The organism is Alteraurantiacibacter buctensis (assembly GCF_009827655.1).
Lineage (GTDB): Bacteria > Pseudomonadota > Alphaproteobacteria > Sphingomonadales > Sphingomonadaceae > Alteraurantiacibacter > Alteraurantiacibacter buctensis.
The window spans coordinates 725,685-752,425 of sequence record NZ_WTYV01000002.1; the positions used below are offsets into that span (position 1 = coordinate 725,685).

Genomic DNA, 26,741 nt, shown 5'->3' on the forward strand with positions numbered 1-26,741 from the left:
ACCTGTTTGTGAGTCGCATCCGATGCATCCTGCTGAAGCCATCACCGACCATCGCCAGCATGTGCTGGCCGTGCGTGACCGCAAGCGGGCCGAAGCGCTGGCTATCGGCCTGGACGAAGTGGTGATCGACCGGGTGGTGGAGGCCTTCTACGCCCGCATCCGGGGCGATGAGCTGCTCGGTCCGATTTTCACCCAGCGCATTGCCGACTGGCCACCACACCTGGCGCGGATGAAGCAGTTCTGGCGCTCGATCCTGCTGGGCACTGCCGAATTCAACGGCAACCCGATGGCCAGGCACCAGCAGATCCCCGGGCTGGACCACGCCCATTTCAGCCACTGGCTCACCCTGTTCTACCAGACCCTGCGCCAGGAGTGCCCGCAGCCGGAAGGCGCGGCCCTGTTCGGCCAGCGGGCCAGGATGATTGCCGAGAGCCTGCTCATCGGCGTGGAGATGCACCGCGACGGGCTTGCCGTTCGCGGGGTGAAGAAGGAGCTGCCCCATGTTTGACCAGGCCCGCCAGTTCACGTTGGATCATGCCGAACCTGCCGCCCCGGCAGAGCGGCCAACGCTTACATTGGTGCAACAGGCAGACGCATCGCCGCCGGCCCAGCCGGAAGCGCGCCGGTTCGAACTGCCCCGATCGGTCTGGGCGGGGATGCTGGCCAGCTATGGCGTGTTCTTTGCCGCCATCACCATCGCCACGGGCGGCAGTGGCCAGTCGGTGTTCGCCATCGTTATCAGCCTGCTCTATACCGCGATGTACTTTGGCCTGGCCCGGGTGATTGCCCGGCAGGCGGGGCCGGACGCGAAATCTCCCCTGCTGCGCGGCGAGGCGCTGCCCACCTGGTGCGGGCCGATGGATGCGAAGGCCGTCTATGGCCAGATCCTGGTGGTGCCGATGGCCGTGGCGCTGTTCGGCGTGGGCATTGCGGTGATCTGCGCGGTGGTGCTCTGAATGGACCCGGCAATCCCCGCAGGCTTTGCCCTGGTGCGGCGGATCGGCCCGTTTACGGCTGATACGCTGCCCCGCGGGCTGCTGGGGGAACATCGGCTGAAGCCCGATCGCTGGGGCCACCTGACGCTGGAAGCCGGGGCCGTGCGGCTGGTGTGGGACGATGGTTCCAGCCGGAGCGAAGACCTGGCGGCTCCGGCGCAGGCGCTGATCCCGCCGGAAGTTCCGCATCACCTGGAATTCACGGACGACTTCGTCCTGCGGATCGACTTCCTGCAACAGGCGGGCTGACCACCTATTCCGCCGCCGCCCGCACGGCGCGGGTGATTATCACCGGCTGGGCCAGCATCTCGCCCTTCATCCACCCTTCGCCCTTGTCCGGATCGCGCGGGGCGGCGTGGATGGCTTCCACCACGTCCATCCCGCCAACCACTGTGCCGAACACGGCATAGCCCAGTGGGTCGGGATTGTCCGGGTCCGCATCCATGCTGGGCTGAGCTTGCAGCAGGATCGAGAAATCGCCGTTGGCGCTGCCCGGCTCGTTGCGGGCCATGCTCAGCGCGCCGCGCCCGTGGGTCAGGCCGGTCACGCTGGTCGGCTCATGCGCGATCGGCGGCAGGATCCGCGCGGGATCGAACTGGGTGCCGCCCTGGATCAGGCCGTTGGGGTGCGGCTCCCAGTCAAGGATCATGCTGCGGTAGAATACCGTGCCGTCCAGCCGTTGCTCGTCGACATAGCGCAGGAAGTTGCCCGCGGTGATCGGCGCGCGCTCCACCTCCAGCGCCACGGTGATCGTGCCCATGGTGGTCTGCAATTCCACCGCCACAGTGCGCGGGGCGGGCGTGGCAGGGTCCTGCGCGAGCGCCGGAACTGTCAGCGAGACGAAGGCCGCAAGCGCTGCGGCGATGCGCGTGGCTATACCATACATGGGGGGATTGTGCCCGATCGGCCCCGCGCTGCAAGCCGTGGAGCGGGGTGAGGGGTTCACAAGGCATTCAGTTCGTCGCCCACAGAGAACGGTTCATCGCACAACGATGAGGGAGTCCCCGCGATGTTTCGAACCCGCAACCCGGCCATCAGGCTGTTTCTGGCCGGCTTTGTCGCCGTACTCCTGATGATCCCGCTGATGATGGTCTACTGGCTGGTCTACGACCGCGAAAGCCAGAGCCAGACCGCGCAGGCCGCCATCACCGCCGGCTGGGGCGGGCCGCAGACAATCACCGGGCCGGTGCTGGTGATTCCCTTCGAGCGGGAGGTGTCCACCACCGAGACCGAAAACGGCACCACCCGCAATCGCATCACCCACGAACGGCGCGAGCTGTTCGTCTCGCCCACCCGGCAAAGCGTGACCACCACGATCAACCCCGATCGCAAGCGCTATGCCATCTATGAAAGCGTGGTGTTCGACAGCGCCCTGTCTGGCACGGCCCGGTTCGTGCTGCCGGCGGACCTGCCGCGCATCGGGGTCGATCCTGCCAGCCTGCAGTTCGACCGGGCAGAGCTGCGCTTCGGCGTGTCCGACCCGCGCGGGCTGACCAGCGATGCGCAGGTCACCGCGGCCGGCGAGGTCCTGCCGCTGCAACCGGGCAAGGGGCCGGCGATCACCGGCGGCGCGGGCTTTTCCGCGCCGCTGGCCTGGAACGGCGCGGGGGACCTGGCGGTTGCCTGGCGCTACGGCCTGCGCGGCAGCCACTCGCTGGGGCTGGTCCCGCGCGGCGGGGAGACCGAATGGCAGGTCAGCTCGGCCTGGCAGCATCCCGGCTTCACCGGCAGCTTCCTGCCCGACGAACGCCGGCTTGGCGCGGAGGGCTTCACCGCCACCTATGCCGGGATCACCAACCTGGCGCTGGGCCAGCCGCTGGCGACGCTGGAGGATGACAGCGTGACCCAGCCGGCGACCATCAGCCTGGTCGATCCGGTGGACCTCTACAGCCAGGTCGACCGCTCGGTGAAATACGGCTTCCTGTTCATCGGCTTCACCTTTGCCGCCTTCCTGCTGTTCGACCTGGTCGGCGGCGCGCGGGTGGCCAGCGCCGAATACCTGCTGGCGGGCACGGGCCTGGTGCTGTTCTTCGTGCTGCTGCTGGCCTTTGCCGAGGTGATCGGCTTTGCGTTGGCCTACGTGGTCGCGGCAGCGGCGATCATCGGCCTGCTGACCGCCTACAGCGCGGCGGTGCTGGGCACCTGGCGGCGGGCGGGCTTCATGGGCGGGCTGCTGGCAGGGCTCTATGCGCTGCTCTATGTCCTGCTGAACCTGGAGACCTATTCTCTGCTGATCGGCTCGGTGCTGCTGTTCGTGGCCCTGGCGGGGATCATGTACCTGACCCGCGCAATCGACTGGTCGGCCGTCTCCGTCCGCGAGGAGGGTGAGGCTTAGCGCCGCGACCGCAGGCAGGTGGGGGTGAGCTGGTCGACCCTGTTCACCCCCATCAGCTTCATTCCGCGTTCGATCTCGGCCGCCAGCAGGCCCACGGCGCGGTCCACGCCGGGCTGGCCCGCCGCCGCCAGGGCATAGAGATAGAGGCGCCCGCCACTGACCGCCTTGGCCCCCGTGGCCAGCGCCTTCAGCACGTGGCTGCCGCGCCGCACGCCGCCATCAAGGATCACCTCGATCCGGTCGCCCACGGCCTGCACGATCTCGTCGAGCTGGTCGAACGGGGCACGGCTGCCATCAAGCTGGCGGCCGCCGTGGTTGGATACCATGATGGCATCCACCCCCATGTCCGCCGCGCGCCTGGCATCTTCGACCGACATGATGCCCTTCAGGCAGAACTTGCCGCCCCACTGGTTGCGCAAGTCCTCGGCCGCCTGCCAGTCCATCGACGGGTCAAGCATCTCGTTGAAGTAGTCCTGGATCGAGATCGCCTTGCCCGATCCCGCCTGCACGTGGGTGCTGAGGTTGGGCAGGTCGAACTTCTCGCGAAACAGGAAGTTCAGCGCCCAGGCCGGGTGGGTGGCATAGCTGAGGAAGCTGGCGGGGGTGAACTTGGGTGGGGTGGTAAAGCCGGTGCGCTTGCACCGCTCGCGGTTGCCGGAAACGATCGTGTCCACCGTCAGCGTGATGGCATCGAAGTTCGCCGCCCGCGCCCGCTCCACCAGCGCGGCGTTGAGCCCGCGATCCTTGTGGTAGTAGTATTGCAGCATCTTGGGGCCGGCATAGTTCGCGCCCACTTCCTCGATGCTGACGCTCGACAGGCTGGAGACGCCGAACCAGAGGCCGAACTTCTCCGCCACGGCGGCCACGGCGCGCTCGCCCTGCCAGTGGAACAGGCGCTGCAGGGCCGTGGGGCTGAGCATCAGCGGCAGCGGGGTGGTGCGGCCCAGCACGGTCACGCTCATGTCGATATCGGCCACGCCCGCCAGCACGCGGGGCACCAGGTCCACCTCCTCGAATGCGGCGGTGTTGCGGTCCTTCGTGGCCTCGTCATCCGCTGCGCCATCGATGTAATGGAACACGGGGAAGGGCAGGCGACGCTTCGCCAGCTCACGGAAGTCCGCGATGTTATGGCACTGGTCCAGACGGCGGACGGCATAGCTGAGGCGCTTGGTCATCTGCGCGCCATAGACCCGCCTTGCATTAATCGGCAATTCAGATTACATCTGTAGTCATTGGGACCGACGAAGAGCTTTGAGGGAGTCGCTTCGATGACCGGGGATAGCAGCCTGACCCAAACCGACGCCGATAACGGTGGCGGTGCCGAGCGCATCAGCGATGCCGAATATGCCGTGATGGAGGCGCTGTGGCAGAAAAGCCCGCAGACCGCCGCCGAAGTCTGTGACCATGTCTGTGACCAGCGCGGCTGGTCGATGCCCACGGTCAAGACGCTGCTGGCCCGCCTGGTGACCAAGGGCGTGCTGGCCACCCAGCCCGATGGCCGCCGCTTCCTCTATACCCCGCTGGTGGCGCGCGAGGCCTATGTCGGTACCGAAAGCCGCCGGCTGGTCGATCGCCTGTTCGGCGGCCGCGCCGCGCCGCTGTTTGCCCACCTGGCCGAGAGCGAGGCCCTGTCGGCCGAGGATATCGCCGAGATCGAGCACCTGCTGCGGGAGTTGAAGAAATGACCCAGTGGCTGGTTGATACCTTCATCTGGACCGGCGCGCTGATCGCGCTGGTTCTCGTCCTGCGCCGCCCGGTGGCGCGCCATTTCGGGCCGCAGGTGGCCTATGCCCTGTGGGCCCTGCCGCTGCTGCGCCTGTTGCTGCCGCCGCTGGTGTTGCCCGCCAGTATGGCCCCGGCACAGAATTTCTCCGGTGCGGCCATGGCAGCCGACATGCCTGTGGCCGCGATGCCGATATCCGCCGCGTCTCTGGAGGCGGCCCCCGGATCCGCTTTCGACTGGACGCTGCTGCTGGCCGCGCTGTGGCTGGGCGGTGCGTTCCTGCTGCTTGGCTGGCGCTATGCCCAGTACCAGGCCATGCGCGCCGACCTGCTGTCCGATGCCCGCCCGGTGGGCGAGGCGGGGCGGGTGCGGCTGGTGGAAACCCCGGCCGTGCGCGCCCCCGTGGCCTTTGGCGTGTTCGACAAGGTGGTGGCCCTGCCGCCGGGCTTCATGGCCCAGCCTGACCGCGCCGCGCGCGACCTGGCGATTGCCCACGAACTGGCCCACCATCGCGGCCACGACCTGCTGGCCAACATTGCCGCCCAGCCGCTGCTGGCGCTGCACTGGTTCAATCCGCTGGCGTGGGCCGGATGGCGCGCCATGCGGCGCGACCAGGAGGCTGCCTGCGACGCCCGCGTGATCGCCGGGTGCGATCGGGACGAGCGGGTGACCTACGCCCGCGTGATCGCCGGCTATGCCACGGGCCGCCCGATGGGCCTGGCGGCGCCCATGGCCGGGCCGCTGAAGGGCGAGAAGTCGATCATCCATCGCCTGCGCACCCTGACCATGGCCGATGTCTCCGCCGCCCGCCGCAAGTGGGGGCTGGGGGCCATCGCGGGTTCCGCCCTGCTGGCGCTGCCGCTGACTGCCTCGATCACCTATGCCCAGCCGGAGGCGCCGGAAGCGCCAATTGCTCCCGACGCTCCCGAAGCGCCCGCCGCGCCCGAGGCACCGCAGGTCACCCGTCGCGTGGTGATCGTCGAGGGCACCGACGGATCGGCCAAGAGCGATGCGGACCTGCACGAGCAGGCCCGGCGCGACCTTGAAGAGGCCGACCGCGAGGTGGCACAAGCGATGGCGGACACCCGCCGCGCCATGGCCGACAACAGCGCCGCGATGGCCGATCACCGCGAAGCCCTGGCCGACCAGCGCCGCGCGCTTGCCGAAAGCCGCCGGGCCATCGCCCAGGCCCGCGCTGACCTGCCGCGCATCGAACAGGCGTGCGAAGGAGACCAGACGGTAACCGAACGGGTCGATGCCGATGGCCGCAAGGTGATCGTGATGTGCCAGCGCAATGTCCGCGTCAGCGCCAGCAACGGCCTGCGCGAAGCCCAGCGCGCGATCCGCTCCGCCCCCGGCATCCCGGAATCCGAACGGCGCGAGATCCTTCGCGACCTGCAGGAGCAGATCGAGGAACTGGAGCGCGAGGAGTTGTCCTTCGCCGTGCCGCCGGTCGCCCCCGTCGCGGTTCCGGCGGCGGTTGCCCCGGTGGCCTATCCGGTGCGGAGCGTGCGGGTGCGGGTGAAGGCTCCCCGTGTGCCTGCGGCTCCCGATGCGCCCGCAGCACCAGCCGCTCCGGCTGCGCCCCAGGCGATGCCGGTGGCGATCTGGCTGTCGGGCGGCACCGTGGTCTTCGGTACCGTGGCGAGCTGATCTGTCAGGCGCGGCGAAAGGTGACCAGGTTGTGCAGCACGAAGCTGGCAACGGGGTGATAGACCGTCACCGCCGGGTAGCTGACATAAAGTGACCCGGCAGCCAGCGCGATGACGTTCTGCACGGCCATCGCGCCCAGCACGATCACGCAGGTGACCACCAGGAACAGCGGCCCCTTGCGGTTATGGCCGCTGGTTGCCTTAAAGGAAAAGTATTAGTGGCCGACACAGGATAGTAGCAGGCTGCCGGCCAGGCCGGCCAGGCCGATCAGGTTGATCAGGGCCGGGGGCAGGGCGGTCAGGTATTCCAGGCCGCCGGTGATCAGCAAGTACTGAGGGTGGCCGACACGCCGACGATGCCGAAGCGCACCGTGCGCGACGCCAGGATGCGGCGGGTAAGCGCGATCATCGCGGGGCGGTCACGGCTGGCGGGCAGGTCTGCGCAAGCATGTCCCGGGCGATGGCTGCCCGTGGCGGGCGGGTAAAGCGCACCGCCCGCCGCCGTTCACCATGGCCCGATCAGCGGCGTCGGCGCGAGGTTTCCTGCACGACCGGCTCGGAGACGAACTGCACGTCGCCGCTGTCTTCGCCGGCATTCTCGCGCCGGTCATCTCCACGGCGGTTGCGGCCGGAGTTGTTGTCCTCTGCCTGCTCCGCTGCCGCTGCGGCCGCTTCGCGTTCGGCGCGGATGCGGATCGCCTCGGCCTCGGTGGCGGGGCGGGCGGGGTAATTGCAGCCCATGCCCTGGCCGCGCCCTTTCAGGTAGGCACGCCGCGTCATCCCCGCGGCAATCGCTTCGCGGAAGTCGCGTTCGTGCTCGTTGGCGCCCGACACTTCGCGGATGATCCCGCGGAACGGGATCAGGCTGCCCAGCAGGCGTTGGGCAATGTTGCCGGCGGAAATGTTGCGGCCCCCGGCATCGGGTACTTCGGTATCGAAATCGGAACCAAGGACCGCGTCGAGCTCTGCCACGCTCTGGATCAGCTGGCGGCAGTTGCGCACGCCGGTCTGGTCGTACGGAGCTTCGCGCGCCGCCAGCAGCAACGGCGGGATGGGATCGTTGCGCAGGTTGAGGTCACCCAGCGGGGTCAGTGCCACGTCGGCCGCATCGGGATCGTTGTTCAGGCCGCGCGGCTGGTTCTGCGCCAGCGCGGGGGATGCCAGTCCCAGTGCAAGCAAGGTTAGCGCACTAGCGGCGCAGGTCGGCAAACGTGTCGCACTGGTCTTCATCACCGGTCTGGATTCCCCTTCTGAGCCATTCCATGCGCTGGGCGCTGGAGCCGTGGGTGAAGCTTTCCTGGTTCACCGATTGCCCCGCGTTGCGCATCAGCGTGTCGTCACCAATGGCATTGGCGGCGGTCATGCCCTCTTCAAAGTCGCCAGGTTCGATAAGGTTCCGGTTGCGCCCGGCCCACACGCCTGCATAGCAATCCGCCTGCAGCTCCATGCGCACCTGCAACTGGTTGGCGGCTTGCGGGTTCTGCTGCTGGGCGGACCGGATCTGGTCGGCCAGGCCGGTCAGGTTCTGCACATGGTGGCCATACTCGTGCGCCATCACGTAATACCGGGCAAAGTCGCCGCTCGCGCCCATCTGGCTGGCCATCTGGTCAAAGAAACTGGTGTCGATGTAGATGCCCTGGTCGGGCGGGCAATAGAACGGCCCCATGGCCGACTGGGCCGCGCCGCAGCCGGAATTGGTGCCGCCCTGGTAATAGACCAGCGTCGGCTGTTGGAACGGAATGTTCGCCTCGGCAAACAGCGGCTCCCATGTCTGGTTCAGGCTGTCGAGGGCGTTGCAGCCTTCCAGCGCATAGGTGTTCGAATTGCACAACTCCTCCACGCTCTGGCTGCTGCCCGCCTGGTCCTGCGGCAGGCTCTGCTGGCCGCCCTGGACCATGCCGATCATCTGCTGCGGATCGGCCCCGAACACGAACACGCCGATCAGCACCACGATCAGGCCGCCGCAGCCCATCCCGCCCGCGCCAATGCCGCCGCCTCCGCCGCCGCCACGCACGCGGATGTTGTCGGGATTGAATGGATTGAGCCGCATGTACCTTGCCCCTCTTGTGCAATTGCGAGATGGGGCTGGACCAGCCCCGCCCCCGCGTGGGAAACCTATGGCGACAAATCAATGGAGTCGAGAATGTTCCTGAACGGCAAGCGTGCCCTTGTTACCGGGTCCACTTCGGGCATTGGCCTGGCCATAGCCCGCGCCCTGCGCGCCGAAGGGGCAACGCTGGTGCTCAACGGCTTCGGGCCGGGCGAATTGATCGATGAGCTTTGCGGCGAACTGGGGGCCAGTCACGTCGATGCCGACCTGACGAGCGCGGCAGGGGCCGAAAAGCTGATGGCCGCGGCGGGCGAGGTTGACGTGCTGGTCAACAATGCGGGCATGCAGTTCGTCAGCCCGGTTGAAGACTTTCCGGTGGCAAAGTGGGAGGCGATCATCAACCTCAACCTGTCCTCCGCCTTCCACACCTCGCGGCTGGCGGTGCCTTACATGAAGCAGGCGGGCTGGGGCCGGATCATCAACGTGGCCAGCGCCCACTCGCTGGTCGCCAGCCCCTACAAGGCGGCGTATGTGGCGGCCAAGCACGGCATCGCCGGCCTCACCAAGGTGCTGGCGCTGGAACTGGCCGAGGCGGGCATTACCGCAAACTGCATCAGCCCCGGCTATGTCTGGACCCCGCTGGTCGAAAACCAGATCCCCGACACCATGGCCGCCCGCGGCCTGACCCGCGAACAGGTGATGCGCGATGTGCTGCTGGCCAAGCAGCCGACCAAGAAGTTCGTGGCGGTGGAGGAAGTGGCGGCCATGGCCGTGTTCCTGTGCGGCGAAGCAGCGCAGAACATCAACGGGGCGAACATGTCTATCGATGGTGGGTGGACGGCGGAGTAACTTTTCCCCGCCCCCTAGCGATTGCCACAAGCTGCGGTTACATGGGCCGCCACGAATCGCCTTGCGCACAACATCTGGTGGCACCCATGGAAATCGAAACCGGCCTGACATTCGACGACGTCCTCCTGCGGCCGGGCGAGAGCGACCTGGTGCCCAGCCAGACCAGCACCCGCACCCGGCTGACGCGCGACATCTCGCTCAACATCCCGGTGCTGTCGGCCGCTATGGACACCGTGACCGAAAGCGACATGGCCATCGTGATGGCCCAGCTTGGCGGCATCGGCGTGCTCCACCGCAACCTGACGATCGAGGAACAGTGCGCCGCCGTGCGCCAGGTGAAGCGGTTTGAAAGCGGCATGGTGGTCAACCCCATCACCATCACGCCCGATGCCACGCTGGGCGAGGCGCAGGCGCTGATGACGCAGAACCGCATCAGCGGCATTCCCGTGGTCGCTGCCGATGGCAAGCTGGTGGGTATCCTGACCAACCGCGACGTGCGCTTTGCCGACAATCCGCGCCAGCCGGTGCGCGAGCTGATGACGGCGGAGAACCTCGCCACGGTGTCCGAAGGCGTCAGCCAGGAAGAGGCGCGCCGCCTGCTCCACGCCCGCCGGATCGAGAAGCTGCTGGTGGTGGACGATGCCTATCACTGCGTGGGCCTGATCACGGTGAAGGATATCGAGAAAGCGGTGCTGCACCCTGATGCCACGAAGGATGCCGCCGGTCGCCTGCGCGTGGCGGCGGCCACCACCATCGGCGACAAGGGCTTTGCCCGCACCGAAGCGCTGGTGGATGCCGGGTGCGACGTGATCGTGATCGATACCGCCCACGGCCACAACAAGGACGTGGCCCGCGCGGTTGAGCGGGTAAAGAAGCTGAGCAACGCGGTGCAGGTGATCGCCGGCAACGTGGCCACGGCTGAGGCGACCAAGGCGCTGGTCGGCGCGGGCGCGGACGGCGTGAAGGTGGGCATCGGCCCCGGAAGCATCTGCACCACCCGCATCGTGGCGGGCGTGGGCGTACCGCAGTTGACCGCCATCATGGAAGCCGCCAGCGCTGCTGGCGATGTGCCGATCATCGGTGACGGTGGCCTGCGCACCAGCGGCGATGCGGCCAAGGCCCTGGCCGCCGGTGCCAGCACCGTGATGATCGGCAGCCTGCTGGCCGGCACCGAGGAAGCGCCGGGCGAGACGTTCCTCTACCAGGGGCGCGCCTACAAGGCCTATCGCGGCATGGGCAGCGTGGGGGCGATGGCACGCGGCAGCGCGGATCGCTATTTCCAGCAGGACATCAAGGACCAGATGAAGCTGGTGCCCGAAGGGATCGAAGGCCAGGTGCCCTACAAGGGCCCGGCGCGTGATGTGGTCCACCAGCTTGTCGGCGGCATCAAGGCAGCCATGGGCTATACCGGCAGCGCCACGATTGCCGACCTGAAGCAGCGCGCGCGGTTCATCCGCATTACCAACGCGGGCCTTTCCGAAAGCCACGTGCATGACGTGTCGATCACCCGCGAGGCACCGAACTATCCGACCCGCTAAGCCCGGATTGGCAGGATGACCCCCGCCGCACATATCCAGGCGGCGATCGGCATCCTCGACGCCGTGATCGCCGCCGCCAGCGGGCAGGGTGCCCCGGCGGACCGGATCGTGGCCGACTGGGCGCGCGCCAACCGCTATGCCGGCTCGAAAGACCGCAAGGCCATTCGCGAGCTGGTCTATGCCGCCATCCGCGCCTGCGGCCCGGTGCCGCCAAGCGGGCGGGCGGCCATGCTGCGGCTGGCGACCGACTTTCCCGACATGCGCGCCCTGTTCGACGGCGCCGGCTATGGCCCCGCGCCGATCGGGCCGGACGAGCAGCTTGCCGCATCGGGCGTGGCGCCGGCCTGGCTGGAGGAGCGGCTGGCGGCAGCGGACGTGGCCGGGCAAGCCGCCCGTGCGCTGCTCGATCGCGCGCCGCTGGATATCCGCATCAACACGCTGAAGGCCGATCCTGCCATGCTGAACCTGCCGCAGGCCGGGGCACCTTTGCCGGTGGCGGGGGCCCTGCGCCTGTCGCCCGGCACACCGGTTGAAGGTTGGGATGCCTTCAAGCAGGGCCTGATCGAGGTACAGGACGCCGGCAGCCAGTTGGCCTGCCAGGCCGTGGCGGCCGCCCCCGGCGAGACGGTAATCGACCTGTGCGCGGGTGCTGGCGGCAAGACGCTGGCCCTGGCCGCCGCCATGCAGAACAAAGGCACGCTGATTGCAGCGGACAGCGATCGCCGCCGCCTGGGCCAGCTTGCCCCGCGCGCCGAACGCGCCGGGGCGACGATTGCCCACACCGTGCTGCTCGACCCGGGCCAGGAGCTGGACGCGCTCGCGCCCTGGGAAAACAAGGCCGATGCCGTGCTGGTCGATGCGCCCTGTTCCGGCACGGGCACCTGGCGGCGCAACCCGGAAGCCCGCTGGCGGCTGACCCCCCGCGAACTGGAGCGGCTGGTGGCCCTGCAGGCGCGGCTGCTGGACGTTGCCGCGCAGCTTGTGCGCCCCGGCGGGCGGCTGGTTTATGTCACCTGCTCGCTGCTGGACGAGGAAGGGGCCGGGCAGGTGGCGCGCTTCCTGGCGGCCAATCCCCGCTTCAGCGCCGACCCGCTCGATCTGCCCCTGGGCTGCCCACGCGGCCCCGGCTGGCGGCTGCAACCCGGCAGCGACGGAACCGACGGATTTTTCATCGCGCGTTTATCCGCCGCATGATAGGCCTTGGGGTGTCATGACCAGCGAACGCCCGGAATCCCGGCCGACGATCAAGGAACTCGCCATGCGTTATACTCCGGCCGCTTTTGCCATTGCCCTGCTGGCTGCGGTCACCTCCAGCGCCGCCTTCAGTGCGGCCGAGGCCCCCGATCCGCGCGCGGTGCAACTGGCGGCAGAAGGCCGCGCGGCGCTTGACGCTGGCGACGTGCAGGGCGCGACAGACGCATTCGAGGCGGCCCTGGTGGTCGATCCCGGCTATTCAACCGTTTACCTTGACCTGGCCAGTGCAGCCCGCGCTTCGGGCATGCAGGGCAAGGCCATCCGCTATTACCGCATAGTTCTAGCGCGCGATCCGGAAAACCTGGCCGCGCTGGCGGGCGAGGGCGAGGCGCTGGCCGAGAAGGGCGCACTGGCCGGTGCGCGCGAGAACCTGGCGCAGCTTGAAGCGCTGTGCGGGGCAACCTGCGCCGAAGTGGCCCAGCTCAACGCCGCAATCGCCCGCGGCCCCCTGCCGCGCGTGGCATCGGCCGAAGTTTCACCGGACGCCGGCGTTTCGGTGAACTAGGCCTCAGATCAGGGGAGCCAGACCCGTTACCACCCGCTCGTAAACGGCGCGCTTGAATGGCACGATCAGGTCCGGCAGCAGGTGCGGATCGACCCATTTGAAGGCGCTGAATTCCGGGTGCTTGTGGGCGTTGAGGTCCACGTGCCGGTCCTCACCGGTAAAACGCACCAGGAACCAGGTCTGCCGCTGGCCCAGGTACTTGCCGCCCCACAGCTTGCCCTTCAGGTCATCGGGCAGGTCGTAATAGATCTCGTCCGGCAGGTGGGTGACCGGCTGCAGGTGCTTTTCGCCGATGCCGGTTTCCTCCTCCAGCTCGCGCAGCGCGGCCTGCACCAGGTCTTCGCCGGGATCCACCCCACCCTGCGGCATCTGCCACCAGTCGCCTTCCTTGTTGTCGATCCGCTTGCCCACGAACACGCGGGCATCGGTGTTGACCAGCATCACGCCCACGCAGGGCCGATAAAGCGAAGGATCGGTAGCAGTCGTCATCCCGCCGCGTTATCCAAACAGGTGGAGCAATTCCATCGCCCCGTTGCCAAAGGAACAGAAAATCTTGATTGCCCCTGAGGCGGGGGGACCATAGGGCGGCAAACCTACGGCGCGGATGCGATTTTCCCGCGCGTGAACAGGATGTGCGAGTGATGGCAACCCAGGTGGCCGACAAGCCGGCCCAGACTTCCCCGACCGCCGCCCCCGATGCGGTGGTGGTGCGCTTTGCCGGCGACAGTGGCGATGGCATGCAGTTGACCGGCGGACAGTTCACCCTGTCCACCGCCCTTGCCGGTAATGACCTGGCGACCTTCCCGGACTTTCCGGCAGAAATCCGCGCGCCGCAGGGCACGCTGTTCGGCGTGTCCGCCTTCCAGATCAACTTCGGCAGCCGCGAGATCAACACCGCCGGTGACGCGCCGGACGTGCTGGTGGCGATGAACCCGGCGGCGCTGAAGGTGAACCTCTCGGCCCTCAAGCCCGGCGGCCTGATCATTGCAGACACCGGTGAGTTCACCCAGCGCAACCTCGACAAGGCGAAGTATGCCAGCAACCCGATCGAGGATGGCAGCCTGGCCAAGTGGAACGTGCTGGCCTTCGACATCTCGGCCCTGACGGTCGAGGCGGTGAAGGACTTCGGCCTGGGCAACAAGGATGCCCTGCGCTGCAAGAACATGTGGACGCTGGGCCTGGCGTTGTGGATGTTCGACCGCGATCGGCAGCCCCTGATCGACTGGCTGAACGCCAAGTTCGCCAGGAAGCCGGAACTGGCCGGTGCCAACATCGCCGCGCTCAACGCCGGCCACGCCTATGGCGAAACGGCGGAACTGTCCGGACCGCTGAAGAAGCTGCACATCGATCCGGTACCCGCCGCGCCGGGCCTCTATCGCACCATCACCGGCGCGGAAGCGGTGTCGCTGGGGCTGGTGGCGGGGGCGCAGCTTGCCGGCCTGCACATGTTCTTCGGCGGCTATCCGATCACGCCGGCCAGCTCCATCCTGCACTATCTGGTGAAGATGAAGGAGTTCGGCGTCACCACCTTCCAGGCGGAAGACGAGATTGCCGCGATCTGTTCGGCCATCGGCGCCAGCTATGCCGGCCAACTGGGCGTAACCAGTTCCTCCGGACCAGGCATCGCTCTGAAGGGCGAGGCGATGGGCCTGGCGGTGATGACCGAGCTGCCGCTGGTGATCGTCAACAGCCAGCGCGGCGGCCCCTCCACGGGCTTGCCCACCAAGACCGAGCAAAGCGACCTGTACCAGGCGGTCTATGGCCGCAACGGCGATGCGCCGATCCCGGTGATTTCGGCCCGCTCGCCCAGCGATGTGTTCGAAGTGGCGATCGAGGCCTGCCGCATCGCGGTAGAATACATGACCCCGGTTATCCTGCTGACCGATGGCTATATCGCCAATGCGGCCGAGCCGTGGAAGGTGCCCGATCCGGAAACCTTTGCCCCGTTCAAGGCGCAGTTCCTGACCGAGAAGAACGATGGCGACCGGTTGCTGCCCTATGCGCGCGATACCAAGGGCGCACGGCCGTGGATCAAGCCGGGCACGCCGGGCCTGATGCATCGCATCGGCGGCATCGAGAAGAACCAGGGCACCGGCAACATCGACTATTCGCCGGAAAACCACCAGGCGATGACCGATGCCCGCAAGGCCAAGATCGATGGCATCGTGGTGCCCGACCAGGATGTGTCGCTGGGCGATGCCAAGGGTCGCCTCGCCGTGGTCGGCTGGGGCAGCACCTATGGCCCCATCCGCCGCGCGGTGGACAATGCGAGGGCCAAGGGCCTGTCGGTCAGCCACATCCACGTGCGCAACATCTGGCCGCTGCCCAGGAACCTGGGCGACTTGCTCAAGGGCTTCGACAAGGTGCTGGTGCCCGAGATGAACACCGGCCAGTTCAAGACCGTGCTGCGCGACCAGTTGCTGGTGGATGCCGAAAGCCTGACCAAGACCAGCGGGCAGCCGTTCCAGATCGCCGAGCTGGACGCGGCCATCGCCAAGTTCTTCGACGGCGTCCCGGGCAACGAGGGCGGGGCGGTGGAACCCAATTCGCAGCAGTTGCCCAACCCGGTGGCAGGTTACGATGACGGCTCGCTGAAGGCGGGCGGAGACGCGCAATGAACGACATGACCCCGATCCAGACCACCCTGAAGGACTGGGAAACCGACCAGGAAGTGCGCTGGTGCCCCGGTTGCGGTGACTACGCGATCCTGAAGGCCGTGCAGCGCACCCTTCCGCAGTTGGGCGCGGACCCGGCGAACACCGTGTTCGTGTCCGGCATCGGCTGCTCCAGCCGCTTCCCGTACTACATCGAAAGCTATGGCTTCCACACTATCCACGGCCGCGCGCCGGCCTTTGCCACCGGCATCAAGCTGGCCAATCCGGCGCTGGACGTTTGGCTGGTGACGGGTGACGGCGATGGCCTGTCCATCGGCGGCAACCACCTGATGCACGTGCTGCGCCGTAACGTGAACATGCAGATCATGCTGTTCAACAACGAGATCTACGGCCTGACCAAGGGACAGTATTCGCCCACCAGCCGCGTGGGCACCACCACGCCTTCCACCCCGCTGGGATCGGTCGACCGACCGGCTAACCCCTGCGCCTTCGCGCTGGGCGTGGGCGCCCGGTTCGTGGCGCGCGGGTTCGACGTGTCCAAGAACCTGCCCGATGTGCTCAAGGCCGCCCATGCCCACAAGGGTGCGGCCTTTGTGGAAATCTTCCAGAACTGCGTGGTCTACAACAAGGACGTGTTCGACGCCTTCGCCCAGCCCAAGGGTGCGGAAGACCGCCAGTTGTGGCTGGAGGACGGCAAGCCCATGCTGTTTGCCAAGGAAACCAAGGGTCTGGCACTCGATCTTGAGAACCTGGAACTGAAGGTTGTGGACGTGGTCGACGGTGATTGGCAGGCCGCCGGCGTTCTGGTGCACAACGTGAAGAACCGCAGCATCGCCCACATGCTGGTGGAACTGCCCTTCGGCCGGTTCCCGATGGCGCTGGGCGTGCTTTACGACGATCCGCGCCCCACCTATGAGGAAGGCGTGGCCGACGAGATCGCCCGCGCCACCGCCGGTAAGAACACCAGCCTGGCCCGCCTGCTGGCCAAGGGCCAGACCTGGACCGTGGAGGCAGAAGGCGGCCACCCGGCCTGATTGCGGCTTGGGGAAAGCCCCCAAGCGCGCTTGCCAAGGCTTTGCCTCACAACCTAAAGCCCTCGCAGCCCCGCGCTGCGGGGGCTTTGTGTTTCCGGGTGAGGGGGTTTCATGTCGATCGTCAGCAAGCGCATCCTGGTTACCGGGGGCGCGGGGTTTCTCGGCAGTCACCTGTGCGAGCGGCTGCTCGAGGCCGGCCACGATGTGCTGTGCGTGGACAACTACTTCACCGGCCGCCGCGCCAACGTGGCGCACCTGCTGGACAGCGACCGGTTCGAGCTGATGCGCCATGACGTCACCTTCCCGCTCTATGTGGAGGTGGACGAGATCTACAACCTGGCCTGCCCGGCCAGCCCGGTGCACTACCAGCACGATCCGGTGCAGACGACGAAGACCAGCGTACACGGCGCGATCAACGTGCTGGGCCTTGCCAAGCGCACGCGGGCCAAGATCTTCCAGGCCAGCACCAGCGAAGTCTATGGCGACCCCTCCGTCCACCCGCAGCCGGAGGAATACTGGGGCAACGTCAACCCCATCGGCATCCGGTCCTGCTATGACGAGGGCAAGCGCTGCGCCGAGACGCTGTTCTTCGATTACCACCGCCAGCACGGGCTGGAGATCAAGGTGGCGCGCATCTTCAACACCTATGGCCCGCGCATGCACCCGGCCGACGGGCGCGTGGTATCGAACTTCATCGTCCAGGCACTGAAGGGCGAGCCGATCACGATCTATGGCGAGGGCCTGCAAACGCGCAGCTTCTGCTATCGCGATGACCTGGTGGAAGGCTTCATCCGCCTGATGGCCACCGGCGCCGAGGTGACCGGCCCGATCAACCTGGGCAATCCGGGCGAATTCACCATGATCGAGCTGGCCGAGGCGGTGATCGACCTGACCGGCAGCGCCAGCCAGCTGACCTTCCTGCCCTTGCCGGCAGACGATCCCAAGCAGCGCCAGCCCGATATCACCAAGGCGCGTGAAGTGCTGGGCTGGGAGCCCAAGGTGAATCTGCGCGATGGCCTGACCCATACCATCGCCTATTTCGACCAGCTCCTCAAAGAGATCGGCTGAGGCGGCCTATTCCCCGGCAGCCTTGTCTGTCGGGGCGGGATTGTGCTGCGGTTCTTCGGGCTGCTCCACCTTGTGCTGGCGTTGCAGGCGGGCAGTGAGCGCGCCCATGGCCAGGGCCCAGGCGGCCCCGGCGGTCCAGCCGGCCACCACGTCGCTGGGATAATGCACGCCCAGGAACACCCGCGTCACGCCCACGCCGATCACCAGCAGCACGGCGCTCGCCAGGATGAACAGGCGGGTGGGGCGGTCTTCGAAATTGCGCGCCAGCACCATGGCCACCGTCAGGTAGACGATCGCGCTGTTGGTGGCGTGGCCGCTGGGAAAGCTCATCGTGTTCACCTCCACCAGGTGCGGCACGATATCGGGCCGGGGGCGGGCGAACAGGTCTTTCAGCAGCATACTGGCCAATGCGCCGCCGCCGGTGGCCGCTGCCATCACCGCCGCCAGCCGCCGCCGCTTGCGGAACAGCAGCAGTGCCACGGCCAGCAGGGATACCAGCGTCAGCACCACCACGCTGCCCAGGGCAGAGAGGTCGATCATGGTTCCTGGCAGCCACGCTGGGCCGATCGGCTGGGCCGGGTTTCCGGGTACACGGAACAGGAGGGTGATGGTCCGGTCGAGCGCGGTGGTTTCGCCCTCCACCATCTCGCCTGCCAGCTTGACGAAAGCCCAGACCAGCGCGGCGGAAGCCAAGAACAGCACCAGCCATTTCTGCTCGCGCGCCCAATGGGCCCGCAGGTCGGTGAAGGTCATGGCTCTGGCGTCTCCGTAGGTTTGCCGCCACAACGGCGGTGATGGCGAATGGTTGCCCGATGGGCGGAGCGTTTTGAATGGATAATCTCACCCACTCGCTGATCGGCGCGGTGATCGGCCAGTGTGGCCTGAAGAAAAAGACGGGCCTGTCCATGCCGGCGCTGATTATCGGGGCCAACCTGCCGGACGTGGATGCGGCGTGCTTCTTCTGGCTGGAGGGGCAGGAGCACCTGGCCTTCCGCCGTGGCATTACCCACGGCCCGCCCGCCATGATTCTCCTGCCGCTGCTGCTGGCAGGCGCGCTGTATGGCTGGGACCGCTGGCAGGCGAAGCGCGGCAAACGGCCGGAAGGACGAAGGCCGGTGCATTTCGGCTGGCTCTATGCCTTGTCGCTGCTCGGCTGCCTAACCCATCCGGCGATGGACTGGATGAACAACTATGGCGTGCGCCTGCTGGCTCCGTTCAGCCAGCGCTGGTTCTATGGCGACGTGCTGTTCATCATTGACGTGTGGATCCTGGCCATGCTGATCGGCGGCGTGTGGCTGTCGCGCAGGCGGGAAAAGAGGGGCGGCGAATGGATGCGCCCGGCGCGCGTGACCCTATCCGCCATGCTGGCCTACATCGGCCTCAACGCCGGGATCACCCATGCGCGGGAAAGCGCGCTGGCGGGGCAGGGTGACGTGGTGATCGCCAGCGCCGTTCCGGTGGCCTTCTGGCAGCGGCAGATGATCGTGGGGGGCGAAGGGCGCTATACCATCGACGGCGAACCCATCGGCGATTTCGACCTGACCGAGGCTGACGAGCCTGACATAGCCCGCGCCGTGCCACAGGCCGCGCCCTTCCTGTTCTGGGCACGCGCGCCTTTGGTCCATGTTGCCGATGACGGGCGCTATCTCCTACGCGATGCCCGCTATCTGATGCGCGGGACGAACAGTTTCAGCGTGGAACTGCCCGCCGAGGTCTGCGCTCCGCAAGAGCCGCCGACGCAATAGGAAAGGACGCCCTTCGTGCCGCAACCGCAAATCGTCTGGCTGCGGCGCGATCTGCGCCTGGCGGACCAGGCTGCCTTCCACGCGGCGGCCAGGCTGGGCCCGGTCATCCCGGTCTATATCCTGGATGACGAGACGCCCGCCGAACGCCGGATGGGCGGGGCCAGCCGCTGGTACCTGCACCAGGCGCTGTCCGCGCTGGAGATCGAGCTGGATCACCACGAACTGCGCCTGATCCTGCGCCGCGGACGGGCCGACGAGGTGCTGGGGGCGCTGGTCGAGGAAACAGGGGCCGCCGGGGTCCACGCGCTGCGCCATTACGAACCCTGGTGGCGCGAGGCGGAGGAGAGACTGGCGGGCAAGGTGGACCTGACGCTGCATGACGGGCTGTACCTGCTGCCGCCCGGCTCGGTGGTGACGGGGGGTGGCACGCCGTTCAAGATCTTCACCCCCTTCATGCGCGCGCTGTTTGCCGAGATTGGCGAGGAGGAGCCACTGCCCGTCCCCGATTTCTCGCGGCCCGCGAAGTGGCCCAAGTCCGACCGGCTGGAAGACCTGGCCCTGCTGCCGACCGCCCCTGACTGGGCAGAGGGCATGCGCCAGGCCTGGACCGCCGGTTCAGCCGCCGCGCAGGAGCGGTTCGACAGCTTCCTGGAGGTGATCGACGACTATCGCGAAGATCGCGAACTGCCCTCGATCGACGGTTCCTCGCGCCTCAGTCCGCAGCTTCATTTCGGGGAGGTCAGCCCGCGCCAGTTGTGGGCCCAGGTGGCGCACAATCCCGGGCGCGGGGCGGGCTTCTTCCGCGCCGAACTGGCGTGGCGCGACTATGCCGCCAACCTTGTCGCCCAGTTCCCGCGCTATACCGAGGAGCCCTATCGCCCCGGCTATGACCACCGCCTGTGGCGCGATCCGCTGACCGACGAGGAGGCAGCAGCGGACCTGAAGGCATGGCAGCAGGGCCGCACCGGCTATCCCATCGTCGATGCCGGGATGCGCCAGTTGTGGCAGACCGGCTGGATGCACAACCGCGTGCGGATGATCGCCGCCAGCTTCCTGGTAAAGCACCTGCTGATCGACTGGCGCCACGGTGAGGAATGGTTCTGGGATACGCTGGTGGATGCCGACCATGCCAGCAACGGCACTAACTGGCAGTGGGTCAGCGGCACGGGGGTAGACAGCAACATGTTCGTGCGGATCATGGCCCCGTTGAGCCAGAGCGAGAAGTTCGACGCGGGCGACTATATCCGCCACTACGTGCCGGAACTCGCCAGCCTGGCAGACCCCTATGTGCACGATCCGGAGGAAGCCGGCTGCCGCCCCGCAGCCTACCCGCGCAAGGTCATCGGCCACCGGGAAGCGCGCGAGCGGGCGCTGGCGGCCTATCGCGCCATCAGCCGCTGACGCTGCGCCTCCATATAAGCGCGCACGTGCTGCTGCAGCACGGGGAAGGACTGCTGCATCGGGTTGCCCTGCAGTTCGCCACTGGCTTGCTGCATCGCCTCGCGCTCGTTGACGCGGGGATAGGGGATTTCGGGCACAGGCACGCCCAGGAAGGCACATAGCGGCTCCCACCCGTCGCGTGCCTCGAACACCAGTAGCCGCTCGGCCGGGATGGTGGCCTTCACCGCCTCGCCATACTGTTCGAACCGGGCGGTCATTGCCTCGCGGTCAAGCTTCGTGCCGAAGGGGTTCTGCGCCAACATGCCAGGGGCCAGCGGCGACCGCATCATGACCTTCACATGCCCGGGGTCGCCCACCGTCTCGCGCACCGAATCGAACCAGGCATCGGGATCACGCCGCGTCAGGATCACCTTTGCCTGCGGGAAGCGTTGCGCCAGTTGCCGCCACATCATGCAGCCGGGGCTGTCGACCGTGGCCTGGTAGGTGTCCCACAGCGGATCGAGCAGCCCGGGGCGCAGCTTGGCGAAGGCCCACTTCCAGCGGTGTTCGGGGTGCTGGATGAACTCGGTCATGTGATAACATGGGCCGAAGCCCAGCAGCTCTAGCGCGAACTTCAGGCTCAGCGTGCCCGTGCGCGGCATGGCCGCCCCGATCACCTGCAGGGCCATGGCCCGGTCCTTCCCCGTTGTTGTTTTTTGCCCTGATAGGCGCGCGCGTGGGCGGAGGCAAACCTTGCCCAGTAACCCGCGCGGGCGCATAAACCCGCGCATGGCAACACGGGGAGAGGAGCTGTTGCACGCCGGTGCGCGATTCGGGTCCAGCCCGGGCGTGCTGTCGCGCCTGGTGGCCCCCGGTTTTCGCCACCTGATCGCGCGGATCGATGCGGGGCTGGCCGCCGGCCGGATCGATGCCGTGCTGCCCGATGGTTCGCGCATCACCCTGGGCGGCCGCGCGCCGGGCTTTGCCGGGCAGATCCACCTGAAGGACTGGCGCGCCCTGTTGCGGCTGGCCACCGGCGGGTCCAGCGGCTGGTACCAGGCGTGGGAAGCGGGCGAATGGACCAGCCCCGATCCGGTGCCGCTGTTCGCCCTGTTCGCCGCCAACGGGGCCACGTTGGGCGAGGTCGGCCGTGCCAAGGGCCCGTGGCGCTGGGGCGCGCGGCTGTTCCACTGGCTGAACCGCAACACGAAGCGCCAGGCAGAGCGTAACATCCACGTGCATTACGACCTGGGGAATGATTTCTACGGCGCCTGGCTGGACCCCACGATGAGCTATTCCTCGGGCTATCACCTGCGGGGTGACGGGCTGGAGCAGAGCCAGCACGCCAAGTGGCAGCGGCTGGCCGAACGGCTGGGTAATCCGGCAAGCTTGCTGGAGATCGGCTGCGGCTGGGGAGCCCTGTCCGGCCATTTCGCTGCGGCCGGGGCGGCGGTGACGGCCATCAGCCTGTCTGACGAACAGCTTGCCTGGGCACGGTCGCGCTATCCCGCCGTGGACTTCCGCAAACAGGACTACCGCGACACAGGAGTGGAGGGTGGGGGCCAGTTCGATGCGATCGTAAGCGTGGAAATGGTCGAGGCGCTGGGCCGCGAATACTGGCCGGCCTTCATGGATTGCGTGGCGCGCAACCTGAAGCCGGGCGGCCGCGCGGCGATCCAGTACATCGCCATGCGTGATGACCTGTTCGACGGCTATGCCCGCAATGCCGATTTCATCCAGGCCTATATCTTCCCCGGCGGCCTGCTGATCCGCGCCAGCGAATTCCGCCGCCTGGCCGAGGCGCGCGGGCTGGCCTGGGAAGACGAGGAAAGCTTCGGCCTCGACTATGCCGAAACGCTGCGCCTGTGGCGCGAGCGGTTCGATGCGGCACAGCGCGAAGGGCGGCTGCCCGCTGGCTTCGACGAACGGTTCTGCCGCCTCTGGCGCTTCTACCTGCAATACTGCGAAGGCGGCTTTCGCGGCGGCGGCATCACGGTCAGCCAGGTGACGTTGGTGAAGCGCGGGTGAGGTGCCAGTGAAACGGGGGCTGAAACTAGGCCTGCTGGCGCTGGCGGCCCTGGGCCTGGCCGGCGCGCTTGCCTGGCAGGCGATGGACCGCGACCTGCGGGCACTGGCCCTGACCGGCCCGACCGATACCGACATCCTGTTCTGGTCCACCGGGCAGCGCGACGCCGGCTTCCGCGCGCTCGACAAGCTGGATTGGGTGGTGGGCAACCGCACGATTGCGCGGGGGGAGCGGGTCCATCCCCTGCCGCCGGGTGAACCGCTGGCGCTGCCTGCCAGCTTCGATTTCCCGCGCTATCTGGCGCACCAGCGGGTGGCGGCCATTGTCGTGTTGCTCGATGGCAAGGTGGTGCTGGAACATTACGGGCTGGGCTTCGGGCCGCAGGGGCGCTGGACGAGCTTCTCGGTCGCCAAGAGCCTCACCTCGACCATGGTCGGTGCCGCGCTGCAGGACGGGGCGATCCGCTCGCTGGACGATCCGGTGACCGATTACATCGCCGACCTGCGCGGATCGGCCTATGACAAGGTGAGCGTGCGGCAACTGCTGACCATGACCAGCGGGGTGCGCTGGAACGAGGACTATGCCGATCCCGCCAGCGACGTCGCCCGTTTCAACAGCGCCACGCCCGATGCCGGGGTGGATGCCACCGTCAGCTACATGCGCCGCCTGCCGCGCCTCTATCCGGCCGGAGAACGCTGGGTCTATAAGACCGGCGAAACCAACCTGATCGGCGTGCTGGTGAGCGAGGCGACCGGCAAGCCGCTGGCCCAGTACCTGTCCGAAAAGGTCTGGGCGCCTTTCGGCATGGAGCAGGATACCACCTGGCTGCTCGGCGCAACCGGCCACGAGATCAGCGGCTGCTGCATCCAGGCTACCACCCGCGACATGGCCCGCTTCGGCCTGTTCGTGCTGGGCGATGGGGTGATCGACGGCCGGCGCGTGGTGCCGGAGGGCTGGTTTGCCCAGGCCGGCAGCAGGCAGGCCGATATCGGCAAGCCCGGCAGGGGCTATGGCTTCCAGTGGTGGACCTATGACGATGGCACTTTTGGCGCGCAGGGCATCTTCGGGCAGGGTATCTTCATCGATCCGGCGCGGCGGCTGGTTATTGCCAGCAACGCGAACTGGCCGGTCGCCAGCGACGATGCCTATTGGGAGGAACGCGAAGGCTTATACCGCGCGGTTCAGGCGGCGGTAGATGCGGCTCAGCCGCGATAGACCCCGTCTCCGCGATAGCGGGCCAGGATGTTGTCGTGGACAATGGGGCTGAGCAGGTTGGTGAAGGCGCAGCCGCACTGGCCGTTTTCCCACCAGACCACCTCGGCCTGCAGCGATTCGAGGCCCGGCAGGGTGAGCCAGCAGATCGACCCCGGATACATCCGCGTGATCGCCGTGGCCGAGAAACCCGACAGGGACAGGTCGTTCACCACCGTCTGGTAGGCGCGCATTCCGGAGGCGCGCAGTTGCGCCGGAATGACGATCTTGGTCCGCGGAGCCGAGCGGTCTTCCTGGGAGACGATCTCGTAGCGGCTGTGCCGGTTATGCAGCTCGACCATAGTGCTTCTTGCCCAATTGCTTGCGGAAAAACCGGAAATTGTCCGGCGATGCGGGGCAAGAATGCAGGCGGCTGTTTAACAGCAGCTTGCCAAACGTGGTTACCGTGAAGTTTCCACTCTTTCGCGGTGCAGGTTGGGGAAGTCCTCTGCCAGCAGGGCGGCAATGCGCTGACCCACCACTTCGGGAGCTTTCACGGTCTGCGGGTCCTCGCCCGGATAGGCGCGCGCGCGCATCTGGGTGCGCGTGGCGCCCGGATCGATGATGGCGACGCGCGTATTGGAGATGCGGCCGATCTCCTGCCCGTGGCTCAGCAACAAGCTTTCGAAGGCGGCCTTGCTGGCCCCGTAGGCACCCCAGAAGGCACGCGGCTCGCTGCCGACGGAGCTGGTGAGGCCCACGATCCGGCCATCGGCGCTGCGCTTGAGCAGCGGATCGAAGGCGGCGATCAGCGCTTGCGTGGCCAGCACGTTCAGGGTCAGCGCTTGGCTGAACTGCTTCGGCTCGATCTGCGTTACGGGCGTCAGCGTGGGCAGCATGGCGGCGTTGATAACCAGGATGTCCAGCCGGTCCCACCGCTCGGCCACCGCCTGGGTGAGGCGCAGGATGCCGTCGCCCTCGGTCAGGTCCAGCGGGGCGATGGTGCTGGTGCCGCCGGCTTCGTGGATGGCATCCTCCACCGCCTCGAGCTGCTTCACGCTGCGTCCGGTGATGATCACGTGGGCACCCGCCGCAGCCAGCGCCTGCGCCGTCGCCGCGCCGATGCCGCGGCTGGCACCGGTTACCAGGGCGACGCGTCCGGCCAGGGGCTTGTCGGTCATGGCAGCAAACTCAGACCAGCGCGGCCTTGCCCACCGGCAGGGCAAGCTGTGCCTCGTCCTGGGCGCGCAGGGCCAGGTCGGTCAGCGGTGTGGGATAGTCGCCGGTGAAGCAGGCATCGCAATACTGCGGGCAGGCGTTGTCGCGGCCCTTGAGGCCGACCGCGCGATAGAGCCCGTCAATCGAAACGAAGGCCAGGCTGTCAGCCTGGATGAACTCGCGCATGGCGGCCAGGTCCATGCGACCGGCCAGCAGCTTTGAGCGCTCGGGCGTGTCCACCCCGTAATAGCAGCCGTGCCCGGTGGGCGGGCTGGCCACGCGGAAGTGGACCTCGGTGGCCCCCGCATCGCGCATCATCTGCACGATCTTGAGGCTGGTGGTGCCGCGCACGATCGAATCGTCGATCAGCACGATGCGCTTGCCGGCCACGATGGCGCGGTTGGCGTTGTGCTTGCGGGCCACGCTGTTGTGGCGCGTGGCATCGCCCGGCTGGATGAAGGTGCGGCCGACATAGTGGCTGCGGATGATCCCCAGCTCGAACGGGATGCCCGACTGCTGCGAATAGCCGATTGCCGCGGGAACGCCGCTATCGGGCACGGGAACGACAAGGTCTGCCTCTACCGGGGCTTCCTTGGCCAGTTCCATGCCGATGGCCTTGCGCGATTCGTAGACCGAACGATCGTTGAAGATCGAATCCGGGCGGCTGAAATATACGTGCTCGAAAATGCACGGCCGCGCCTTGACAGTACCGAACGGGCGGTGGGTGCGGATTGCGCCGTCAAAATCCACCTCGACGAACTCGCCCGGCTCGATCTGGCGGACGAAATCGGCGCCCACGGTGTCGAAAGCCACTGTTTCGCTGGCAAACACGGTGTTGCCGTCCAGCATGCCCATCACCAGCGGGCGGATGCCCAGCGGATCGCGGCAGGCGATCATGCCGCGCGGGGTCATCACGATCAGGGCATAGGCCCCTTCGACCAGGCGCAGGGCATCCACCAGCTTGTCGAGCATGGTGGGATAGCGGCTGGTGGCGACCAGGTGGATGATCACCTCGGTATCGCTGGTGGACTGGAAGATCGCGCCTTTCTGCACCAATTCCTGGCGCAGCATCCGGGCGTTCGAGATATTGCCGTTGTGCGCCACGGCAAAGCCGCCGCTGGCAAGGTCGGCATAAAGCGGCTGCACGTTGCGCATGCCCGCGCCGCCGGTGGTGGAATAGCGCACGTGCCCTGCAGCCATGTGGCCGGGCAGTTCGGCAATCGATTCGCCGCTGGCGAAGTTCTCGGCCACGTGGCCCAGGCCGCGGCGGGTGAAGAACTCGACCCCGTCGAAACTGGTGATCCCCACGGCTTCCTGCCCGCGATGCTGCAGGGCATGGAGCCCCAGCGCGCAGGTAGCCGCGGCGTTCGCACCGCTGGCGCCATTTCCGATGATCCCGAAAATGCCGCATTCCTCGCGCAGCTTGTCGCCGTCGAGGTCAAGGAAAGGGTGGGTAAGGTTGGTCATCCCAGGGGGTTGTGACTCTGTAGCTGGACCGGCGCTGCCCCCAATGGCGATGCGCGCCGGCAATTACAAGTTGGCATGGGGGCTTTTCAGACCTGA

General features: G+C 67.3%; 28 protein-coding genes. 17 read left to right on the forward strand and 11 right to left on the reverse strand.

All coding sequences use genetic code 11. The features are described 5' to 3' along the window. The first annotated feature begins 22 nt into the window (after positions 1-22). From GRI99_RS08025 to GRI99_RS08035, 3 genes are read left to right on the forward strand one after another with little or no spacing between them, the layout of a single operon-like run. Positions 23-508 (forward strand): group III truncated hemoglobin, encoded by a 486-nt coding sequence (locus GRI99_RS08025; RefSeq protein ID WP_160771493.1) that lies wholly within the window; start codon positions 23-25, stop codon positions 506-508. Beyond that, entirely contained in the window at positions 501-956 is a 456-nt protein-coding gene (locus GRI99_RS08030; protein WP_160771494.1) for a hypothetical protein, read from the forward strand. Before GRI99_RS08025 ends, GRI99_RS08030 begins: the two co-directional genes overlap by 8 nt. Continuing rightward, positions 957-1,244: a TehB-like domain-containing protein gene (locus GRI99_RS08035; protein WP_160771495.1), complete on the forward strand. Its 288-nt coding sequence runs from the start codon at positions 957-959 to the stop codon at positions 1,242-1,244. Positions 1,245-1,248: 4 nt separating this feature from the next. Here GRI99_RS08035 and GRI99_RS08040 read toward each other — a convergent pair whose 3' ends face one another. Beyond that, positions 1,249-1,881, reverse strand: a complete 633-nt coding sequence (locus GRI99_RS08040; protein ID WP_202392979.1) for a peptidylprolyl isomerase — start codon at positions 1,879-1,881, stop codon at positions 1,249-1,251. 123 nt (positions 1,882-2,004) lie between these two features. Here GRI99_RS08040 and creD point away from each other — a divergent pair, with 123 nt between their 5' ends. Further along, positions 2,005-3,330, forward strand: coding sequence for a cell envelope integrity protein CreD (gene creD / locus GRI99_RS08045; RefSeq protein WP_160771496.1), 1,326 nt, complete (start codon positions 2,005-2,007; stop codon positions 3,328-3,330). Here the strand turns inward: creD and GRI99_RS08050 are convergent. Further along, entirely contained in the window at positions 3,327-4,505 is a 1,179-nt protein-coding gene (locus GRI99_RS08050) for an alpha-hydroxy acid oxidase (protein ID WP_160771497.1), read from the reverse strand. The genes creD and GRI99_RS08050 overlap by 4 nt on opposite strands. Positions 4,506-4,598: 93 nt before the next feature. Between GRI99_RS08050 and GRI99_RS08055 the strand changes: the two genes are divergently transcribed. Together GRI99_RS08055 and GRI99_RS08060 are read left to right on the forward strand one after the other, a co-directional pair. After that, on the forward strand, positions 4,599-5,015 hold the full coding sequence (locus tag GRI99_RS08055; protein WP_160771498.1) for a BlaI/MecI/CopY family transcriptional regulator: 417 nt from the start codon (positions 4,599-4,601) through the stop codon (positions 5,013-5,015). Next, positions 5,012-6,706 carry a M56 family metallopeptidase gene (locus GRI99_RS08060; protein ID WP_237438191.1) on the forward strand — a complete coding sequence of 565 codons (1,695 nt, stop codon included), beginning with the start codon at positions 5,012-5,014 and terminating at the stop codon, positions 6,704-6,706. Before GRI99_RS08055 ends, GRI99_RS08060 begins: the two co-directional genes overlap by 4 nt. Before the next feature lie 4 nt (positions 6,707-6,710). Here GRI99_RS08060 and GRI99_RS08065 read toward each other — a convergent pair whose 3' ends face one another. From GRI99_RS08065 to ypfJ, 3 genes are all read right to left on the reverse strand, one after another. Next, the gene (locus GRI99_RS08065) at positions 6,711-6,866 is read right to left on the reverse strand and encodes a hypothetical protein (protein WP_160771499.1); all 156 of its coding nucleotides are present in this window, start codon (positions 6,864-6,866) and stop codon (positions 6,711-6,713) included. 358 nt (positions 6,867-7,224) lie between these two features. Then, positions 7,225-7,884: a hypothetical protein gene (locus GRI99_RS08070; RefSeq protein ID WP_202392980.1), complete on the reverse strand. Its 660-nt coding sequence runs from the start codon at positions 7,882-7,884 to the stop codon at positions 7,225-7,227. 10 nt (positions 7,885-7,894) lie between these two features. After that, positions 7,895-8,755 carry a KPN_02809 family neutral zinc metallopeptidase gene (ypfJ, locus tag GRI99_RS08075; protein WP_160771500.1) on the reverse strand — a complete coding sequence of 287 codons (861 nt, stop codon included), beginning with the start codon at positions 8,753-8,755 and terminating at the stop codon, positions 7,895-7,897. Between the two features lie 93 nt (positions 8,756-8,848). On the opposite strand from ypfJ, the gene GRI99_RS08080 reads away from it, so the two are divergent. The 4 genes from GRI99_RS08080 (at position 8,849) to GRI99_RS08095 (ending at position 12,901) form a co-directional block, all read left to right on the forward strand. After that, on the forward strand, positions 8,849-9,604 hold the full coding sequence (locus GRI99_RS08080) for a 3-hydroxybutyrate dehydrogenase (protein ID WP_160771501.1): 756 nt from the start codon (positions 8,849-8,851) through the stop codon (positions 9,602-9,604). Between the two features lie 86 nt (positions 9,605-9,690). Beyond that, positions 9,691-11,142: an IMP dehydrogenase gene (guaB, locus tag GRI99_RS08085; protein WP_160771502.1), complete on the forward strand. Its 1,452-nt coding sequence runs from the start codon at positions 9,691-9,693 to the stop codon at positions 11,140-11,142. A gap of 15 nt (positions 11,143-11,157) precedes the next feature. Continuing rightward, positions 11,158-12,336 carry an RsmB/NOP family class I SAM-dependent RNA methyltransferase gene (locus GRI99_RS08090; RefSeq protein WP_160771503.1) on the forward strand — a complete coding sequence of 393 codons (1,179 nt, stop codon included), beginning with the start codon at positions 11,158-11,160 and terminating at the stop codon, positions 12,334-12,336. 64 nt (positions 12,337-12,400) lie between these two features. Then, positions 12,401-12,901: a tetratricopeptide repeat protein gene (locus GRI99_RS08095; protein WP_237438192.1), complete on the forward strand. Its 501-nt coding sequence runs from the start codon at positions 12,401-12,403 to the stop codon at positions 12,899-12,901. A gap of 3 nt (positions 12,902-12,904) precedes the next feature. Here the strand turns inward: GRI99_RS08095 and GRI99_RS08100 are convergent, their stop codons facing one another. Then, positions 12,905-13,390, reverse strand: a complete 486-nt coding sequence (locus GRI99_RS08100) for an RNA pyrophosphohydrolase (RefSeq protein WP_160771505.1) — start codon at positions 13,388-13,390, stop codon at positions 12,905-12,907. Positions 13,391-13,542: 152 nt separating this feature from the next. Between GRI99_RS08100 and GRI99_RS08105 the strand changes: the two genes are divergently transcribed. The 3 genes from GRI99_RS08105 to GRI99_RS08115 all read left to right on the forward strand — a co-directional run bounded on the left by GRI99_RS08105 (position 13,543) and on the right by GRI99_RS08115 (position 17,618). Beyond that, positions 13,543-15,519, forward strand: a complete 1,977-nt coding sequence (locus GRI99_RS08105) for a 2-oxoacid:acceptor oxidoreductase subunit alpha (protein ID WP_160771506.1) — start codon at positions 13,543-13,545, stop codon at positions 15,517-15,519. Then, positions 15,516-16,550, forward strand: coding sequence for a 2-oxoacid:ferredoxin oxidoreductase subunit beta (locus tag GRI99_RS08110; RefSeq protein ID WP_160771507.1), 1,035 nt, complete (start codon positions 15,516-15,518; stop codon positions 16,548-16,550). The genes GRI99_RS08105 and GRI99_RS08110 overlap by 4 nt, the downstream gene beginning before the upstream one ends. 111 nt (positions 16,551-16,661) lie before the next feature. Next, a complete protein-coding gene (locus GRI99_RS08115; protein ID WP_160771508.1) occupies positions 16,662-17,618 on the forward strand; it encodes a UDP-glucuronic acid decarboxylase family protein in 957 nt (318 codons plus the stop codon). Positions 17,619-17,624: 6 nt separating this feature from the next. On the opposite strand, the gene GRI99_RS08120 is transcribed toward GRI99_RS08115, so the two are convergent. Beyond that, positions 17,625-18,371, reverse strand: a complete 747-nt coding sequence (locus GRI99_RS08120; protein WP_160771509.1) for a phosphatase PAP2 family protein — start codon at positions 18,369-18,371, stop codon at positions 17,625-17,627. Positions 18,372-18,448: 77 nt separating this feature from the next. On the opposite strand from GRI99_RS08120, the gene GRI99_RS08125 reads away from it, so the two are divergent. Together GRI99_RS08125 and GRI99_RS08130 are read left to right on the forward strand one after the other, a co-directional pair. After that, entirely contained in the window at positions 18,449-19,363 is a 915-nt protein-coding gene (locus tag GRI99_RS08125; protein ID WP_160771510.1) for a metal-dependent hydrolase, read from the forward strand. Positions 19,364-19,378: 15 nt separating this feature from the next. Continuing rightward, positions 19,379-20,764 (forward strand): FAD-binding domain-containing protein, encoded by a 1,386-nt coding sequence (locus GRI99_RS08130; protein WP_160771511.1) that lies wholly within the window; start codon positions 19,379-19,381, stop codon positions 20,762-20,764. On the opposite strand, the gene GRI99_RS08135 is transcribed toward GRI99_RS08130, so the two are convergent. Continuing rightward, complete coding sequence (locus tag GRI99_RS08135) at positions 20,743-21,432, reverse strand: sulfotransferase family protein (protein ID WP_160771512.1); 690 nt, start codon at positions 21,430-21,432, stop codon at positions 20,743-20,745. The two genes, GRI99_RS08130 and GRI99_RS08135, sit on opposite strands and share 22 nt — an antisense overlap. Before the next feature lie 100 nt (positions 21,433-21,532). On the opposite strand from GRI99_RS08135, the gene GRI99_RS08140 reads away from it, so the two are divergent. After that, complete coding sequence (locus GRI99_RS08140) at positions 21,533-22,771, forward strand: SAM-dependent methyltransferase (protein WP_160771513.1); 1,239 nt, start codon at positions 21,533-21,535, stop codon at positions 22,769-22,771. Between the two features lie 7 nt (positions 22,772-22,778). Further along, positions 22,779-23,984 carry a serine hydrolase domain-containing protein gene (locus GRI99_RS08145; protein WP_337192889.1) on the forward strand — a complete coding sequence of 402 codons (1,206 nt, stop codon included), beginning with the start codon at positions 22,779-22,781 and terminating at the stop codon, positions 23,982-23,984. Here the strand turns inward: GRI99_RS08145 and GRI99_RS08150 are convergent. The 3 genes from GRI99_RS08150 to purF form a co-directional block, all read right to left on the reverse strand. After that, positions 23,972-24,322, reverse strand: coding sequence for a PilZ domain-containing protein (locus GRI99_RS08150; protein WP_160771514.1), 351 nt, complete (start codon positions 24,320-24,322; stop codon positions 23,972-23,974). The two genes, GRI99_RS08145 and GRI99_RS08150, sit on opposite strands and share 13 nt — an antisense overlap. A gap of 99 nt (positions 24,323-24,421) precedes the next feature. After that, positions 24,422-25,141 (reverse strand): SDR family NAD(P)-dependent oxidoreductase, encoded by a 720-nt coding sequence (locus tag GRI99_RS08155; protein WP_160771515.1) that lies wholly within the window; start codon positions 25,139-25,141, stop codon positions 24,422-24,424. Positions 25,142-25,151: 10 nt separating this feature from the next. Continuing rightward, entirely contained in the window at positions 25,152-26,645 is a 1,494-nt protein-coding gene (gene purF / locus GRI99_RS08160) for an amidophosphoribosyltransferase (protein ID WP_160771516.1), read from the reverse strand. Positions 26,646-26,741: the final 96 nt, after the last annotated feature.

Coding starts and splice junctions, on each gene's coding strand:
- GRI99_RS08095 (WP_237438192.1), top strand. CDS start 12,401: ATGCGTTATACTCCGGCCGCTTTTGCCATTGCCCTGCTGGCTGCGGTC.
- purF (WP_160771516.1), bottom strand. CDS start 26,645: ATGACCAACCTTACCCACCCTTTCCTTGACCTCGACGGCGACAAGCTG.
- guaB (WP_160771502.1), top strand. CDS start 9,691: ATGGAAATCGAAACCGGCCTGACATTCGACGACGTCCTCCTGCGGCCG.
- GRI99_RS08035 (WP_160771495.1), top strand. CDS start 957: ATGGACCCGGCAATCCCCGCAGGCTTTGCCCTGGTGCGGCGGATCGGC.
- GRI99_RS08115 (WP_160771508.1), top strand. CDS start 16,662: ATGTCGATCGTCAGCAAGCGCATCCTGGTTACCGGGGGCGCGGGGTTT.
- creD (WP_160771496.1), top strand. CDS start 2,005: ATGTTTCGAACCCGCAACCCGGCCATCAGGCTGTTTCTGGCCGGCTTT.
- GRI99_RS08105 (WP_160771506.1), top strand. CDS start 13,543: ATGGCAACCCAGGTGGCCGACAAGCCGGCCCAGACTTCCCCGACCGCC.
- GRI99_RS08025 (WP_160771493.1), top strand. CDS start 23: ATGCATCCTGCTGAAGCCATCACCGACCATCGCCAGCATGTGCTGGCC.
- GRI99_RS08060 (WP_237438191.1), top strand. CDS start 5,012: ATGACCCAGTGGCTGGTTGATACCTTCATCTGGACCGGCGCGCTGATC.
- GRI99_RS08140 (WP_160771513.1), top strand. CDS start 21,533: ATGGCAACACGGGGAGAGGAGCTGTTGCACGCCGGTGCGCGATTCGGG.
- GRI99_RS08055 (WP_160771498.1), top strand. CDS start 4,599: ATGACCGGGGATAGCAGCCTGACCCAAACCGACGCCGATAACGGTGGC.
- GRI99_RS08040 (WP_202392979.1), bottom strand. CDS start 1,881: ATGTATGGTATAGCCACGCGCATCGCCGCAGCGCTTGCGGCCTTCGTC.
- GRI99_RS08120 (WP_160771509.1), bottom strand. CDS start 18,371: ATGACCTTCACCGACCTGCGGGCCCATTGGGCGCGCGAGCAGAAATGG.
- GRI99_RS08100 (WP_160771505.1), bottom strand. CDS start 13,390: ATGACGACTGCTACCGATCCTTCGCTTTATCGGCCCTGCGTGGGCGTG.
- GRI99_RS08110 (WP_160771507.1), top strand. CDS start 15,516: ATGAACGACATGACCCCGATCCAGACCACCCTGAAGGACTGGGAAACC.
- ypfJ (WP_160771500.1), bottom strand. CDS start 8,755: ATGCGGCTCAATCCATTCAATCCCGACAACATCCGCGTGCGTGGCGGC.
- GRI99_RS08135 (WP_160771512.1), bottom strand. CDS start 21,432: ATGGCCCTGCAGGTGATCGGGGCGGCCATGCCGCGCACGGGCACGCTG.
- GRI99_RS08155 (WP_160771515.1), bottom strand. CDS start 25,141: ATGACCGACAAGCCCCTGGCCGGACGCGTCGCCCTGGTAACCGGTGCC.
- GRI99_RS08050 (WP_160771497.1), bottom strand. CDS start 4,505: ATGACCAAGCGCCTCAGCTATGCCGTCCGCCGTCTGGACCAGTGCCAT.
- GRI99_RS08125 (WP_160771510.1), top strand. CDS start 18,449: ATGGATAATCTCACCCACTCGCTGATCGGCGCGGTGATCGGCCAGTGT.
- GRI99_RS08030 (WP_160771494.1), top strand. CDS start 501: ATGTTTGACCAGGCCCGCCAGTTCACGTTGGATCATGCCGAACCTGCC.
- GRI99_RS08150 (WP_160771514.1), bottom strand. CDS start 24,322: ATGGTCGAGCTGCATAACCGGCACAGCCGCTACGAGATCGTCTCCCAG.
- GRI99_RS08080 (WP_160771501.1), top strand. CDS start 8,849: ATGTTCCTGAACGGCAAGCGTGCCCTTGTTACCGGGTCCACTTCGGGC.
- GRI99_RS08090 (WP_160771503.1), top strand. CDS start 11,158: ATGACCCCCGCCGCACATATCCAGGCGGCGATCGGCATCCTCGACGCC.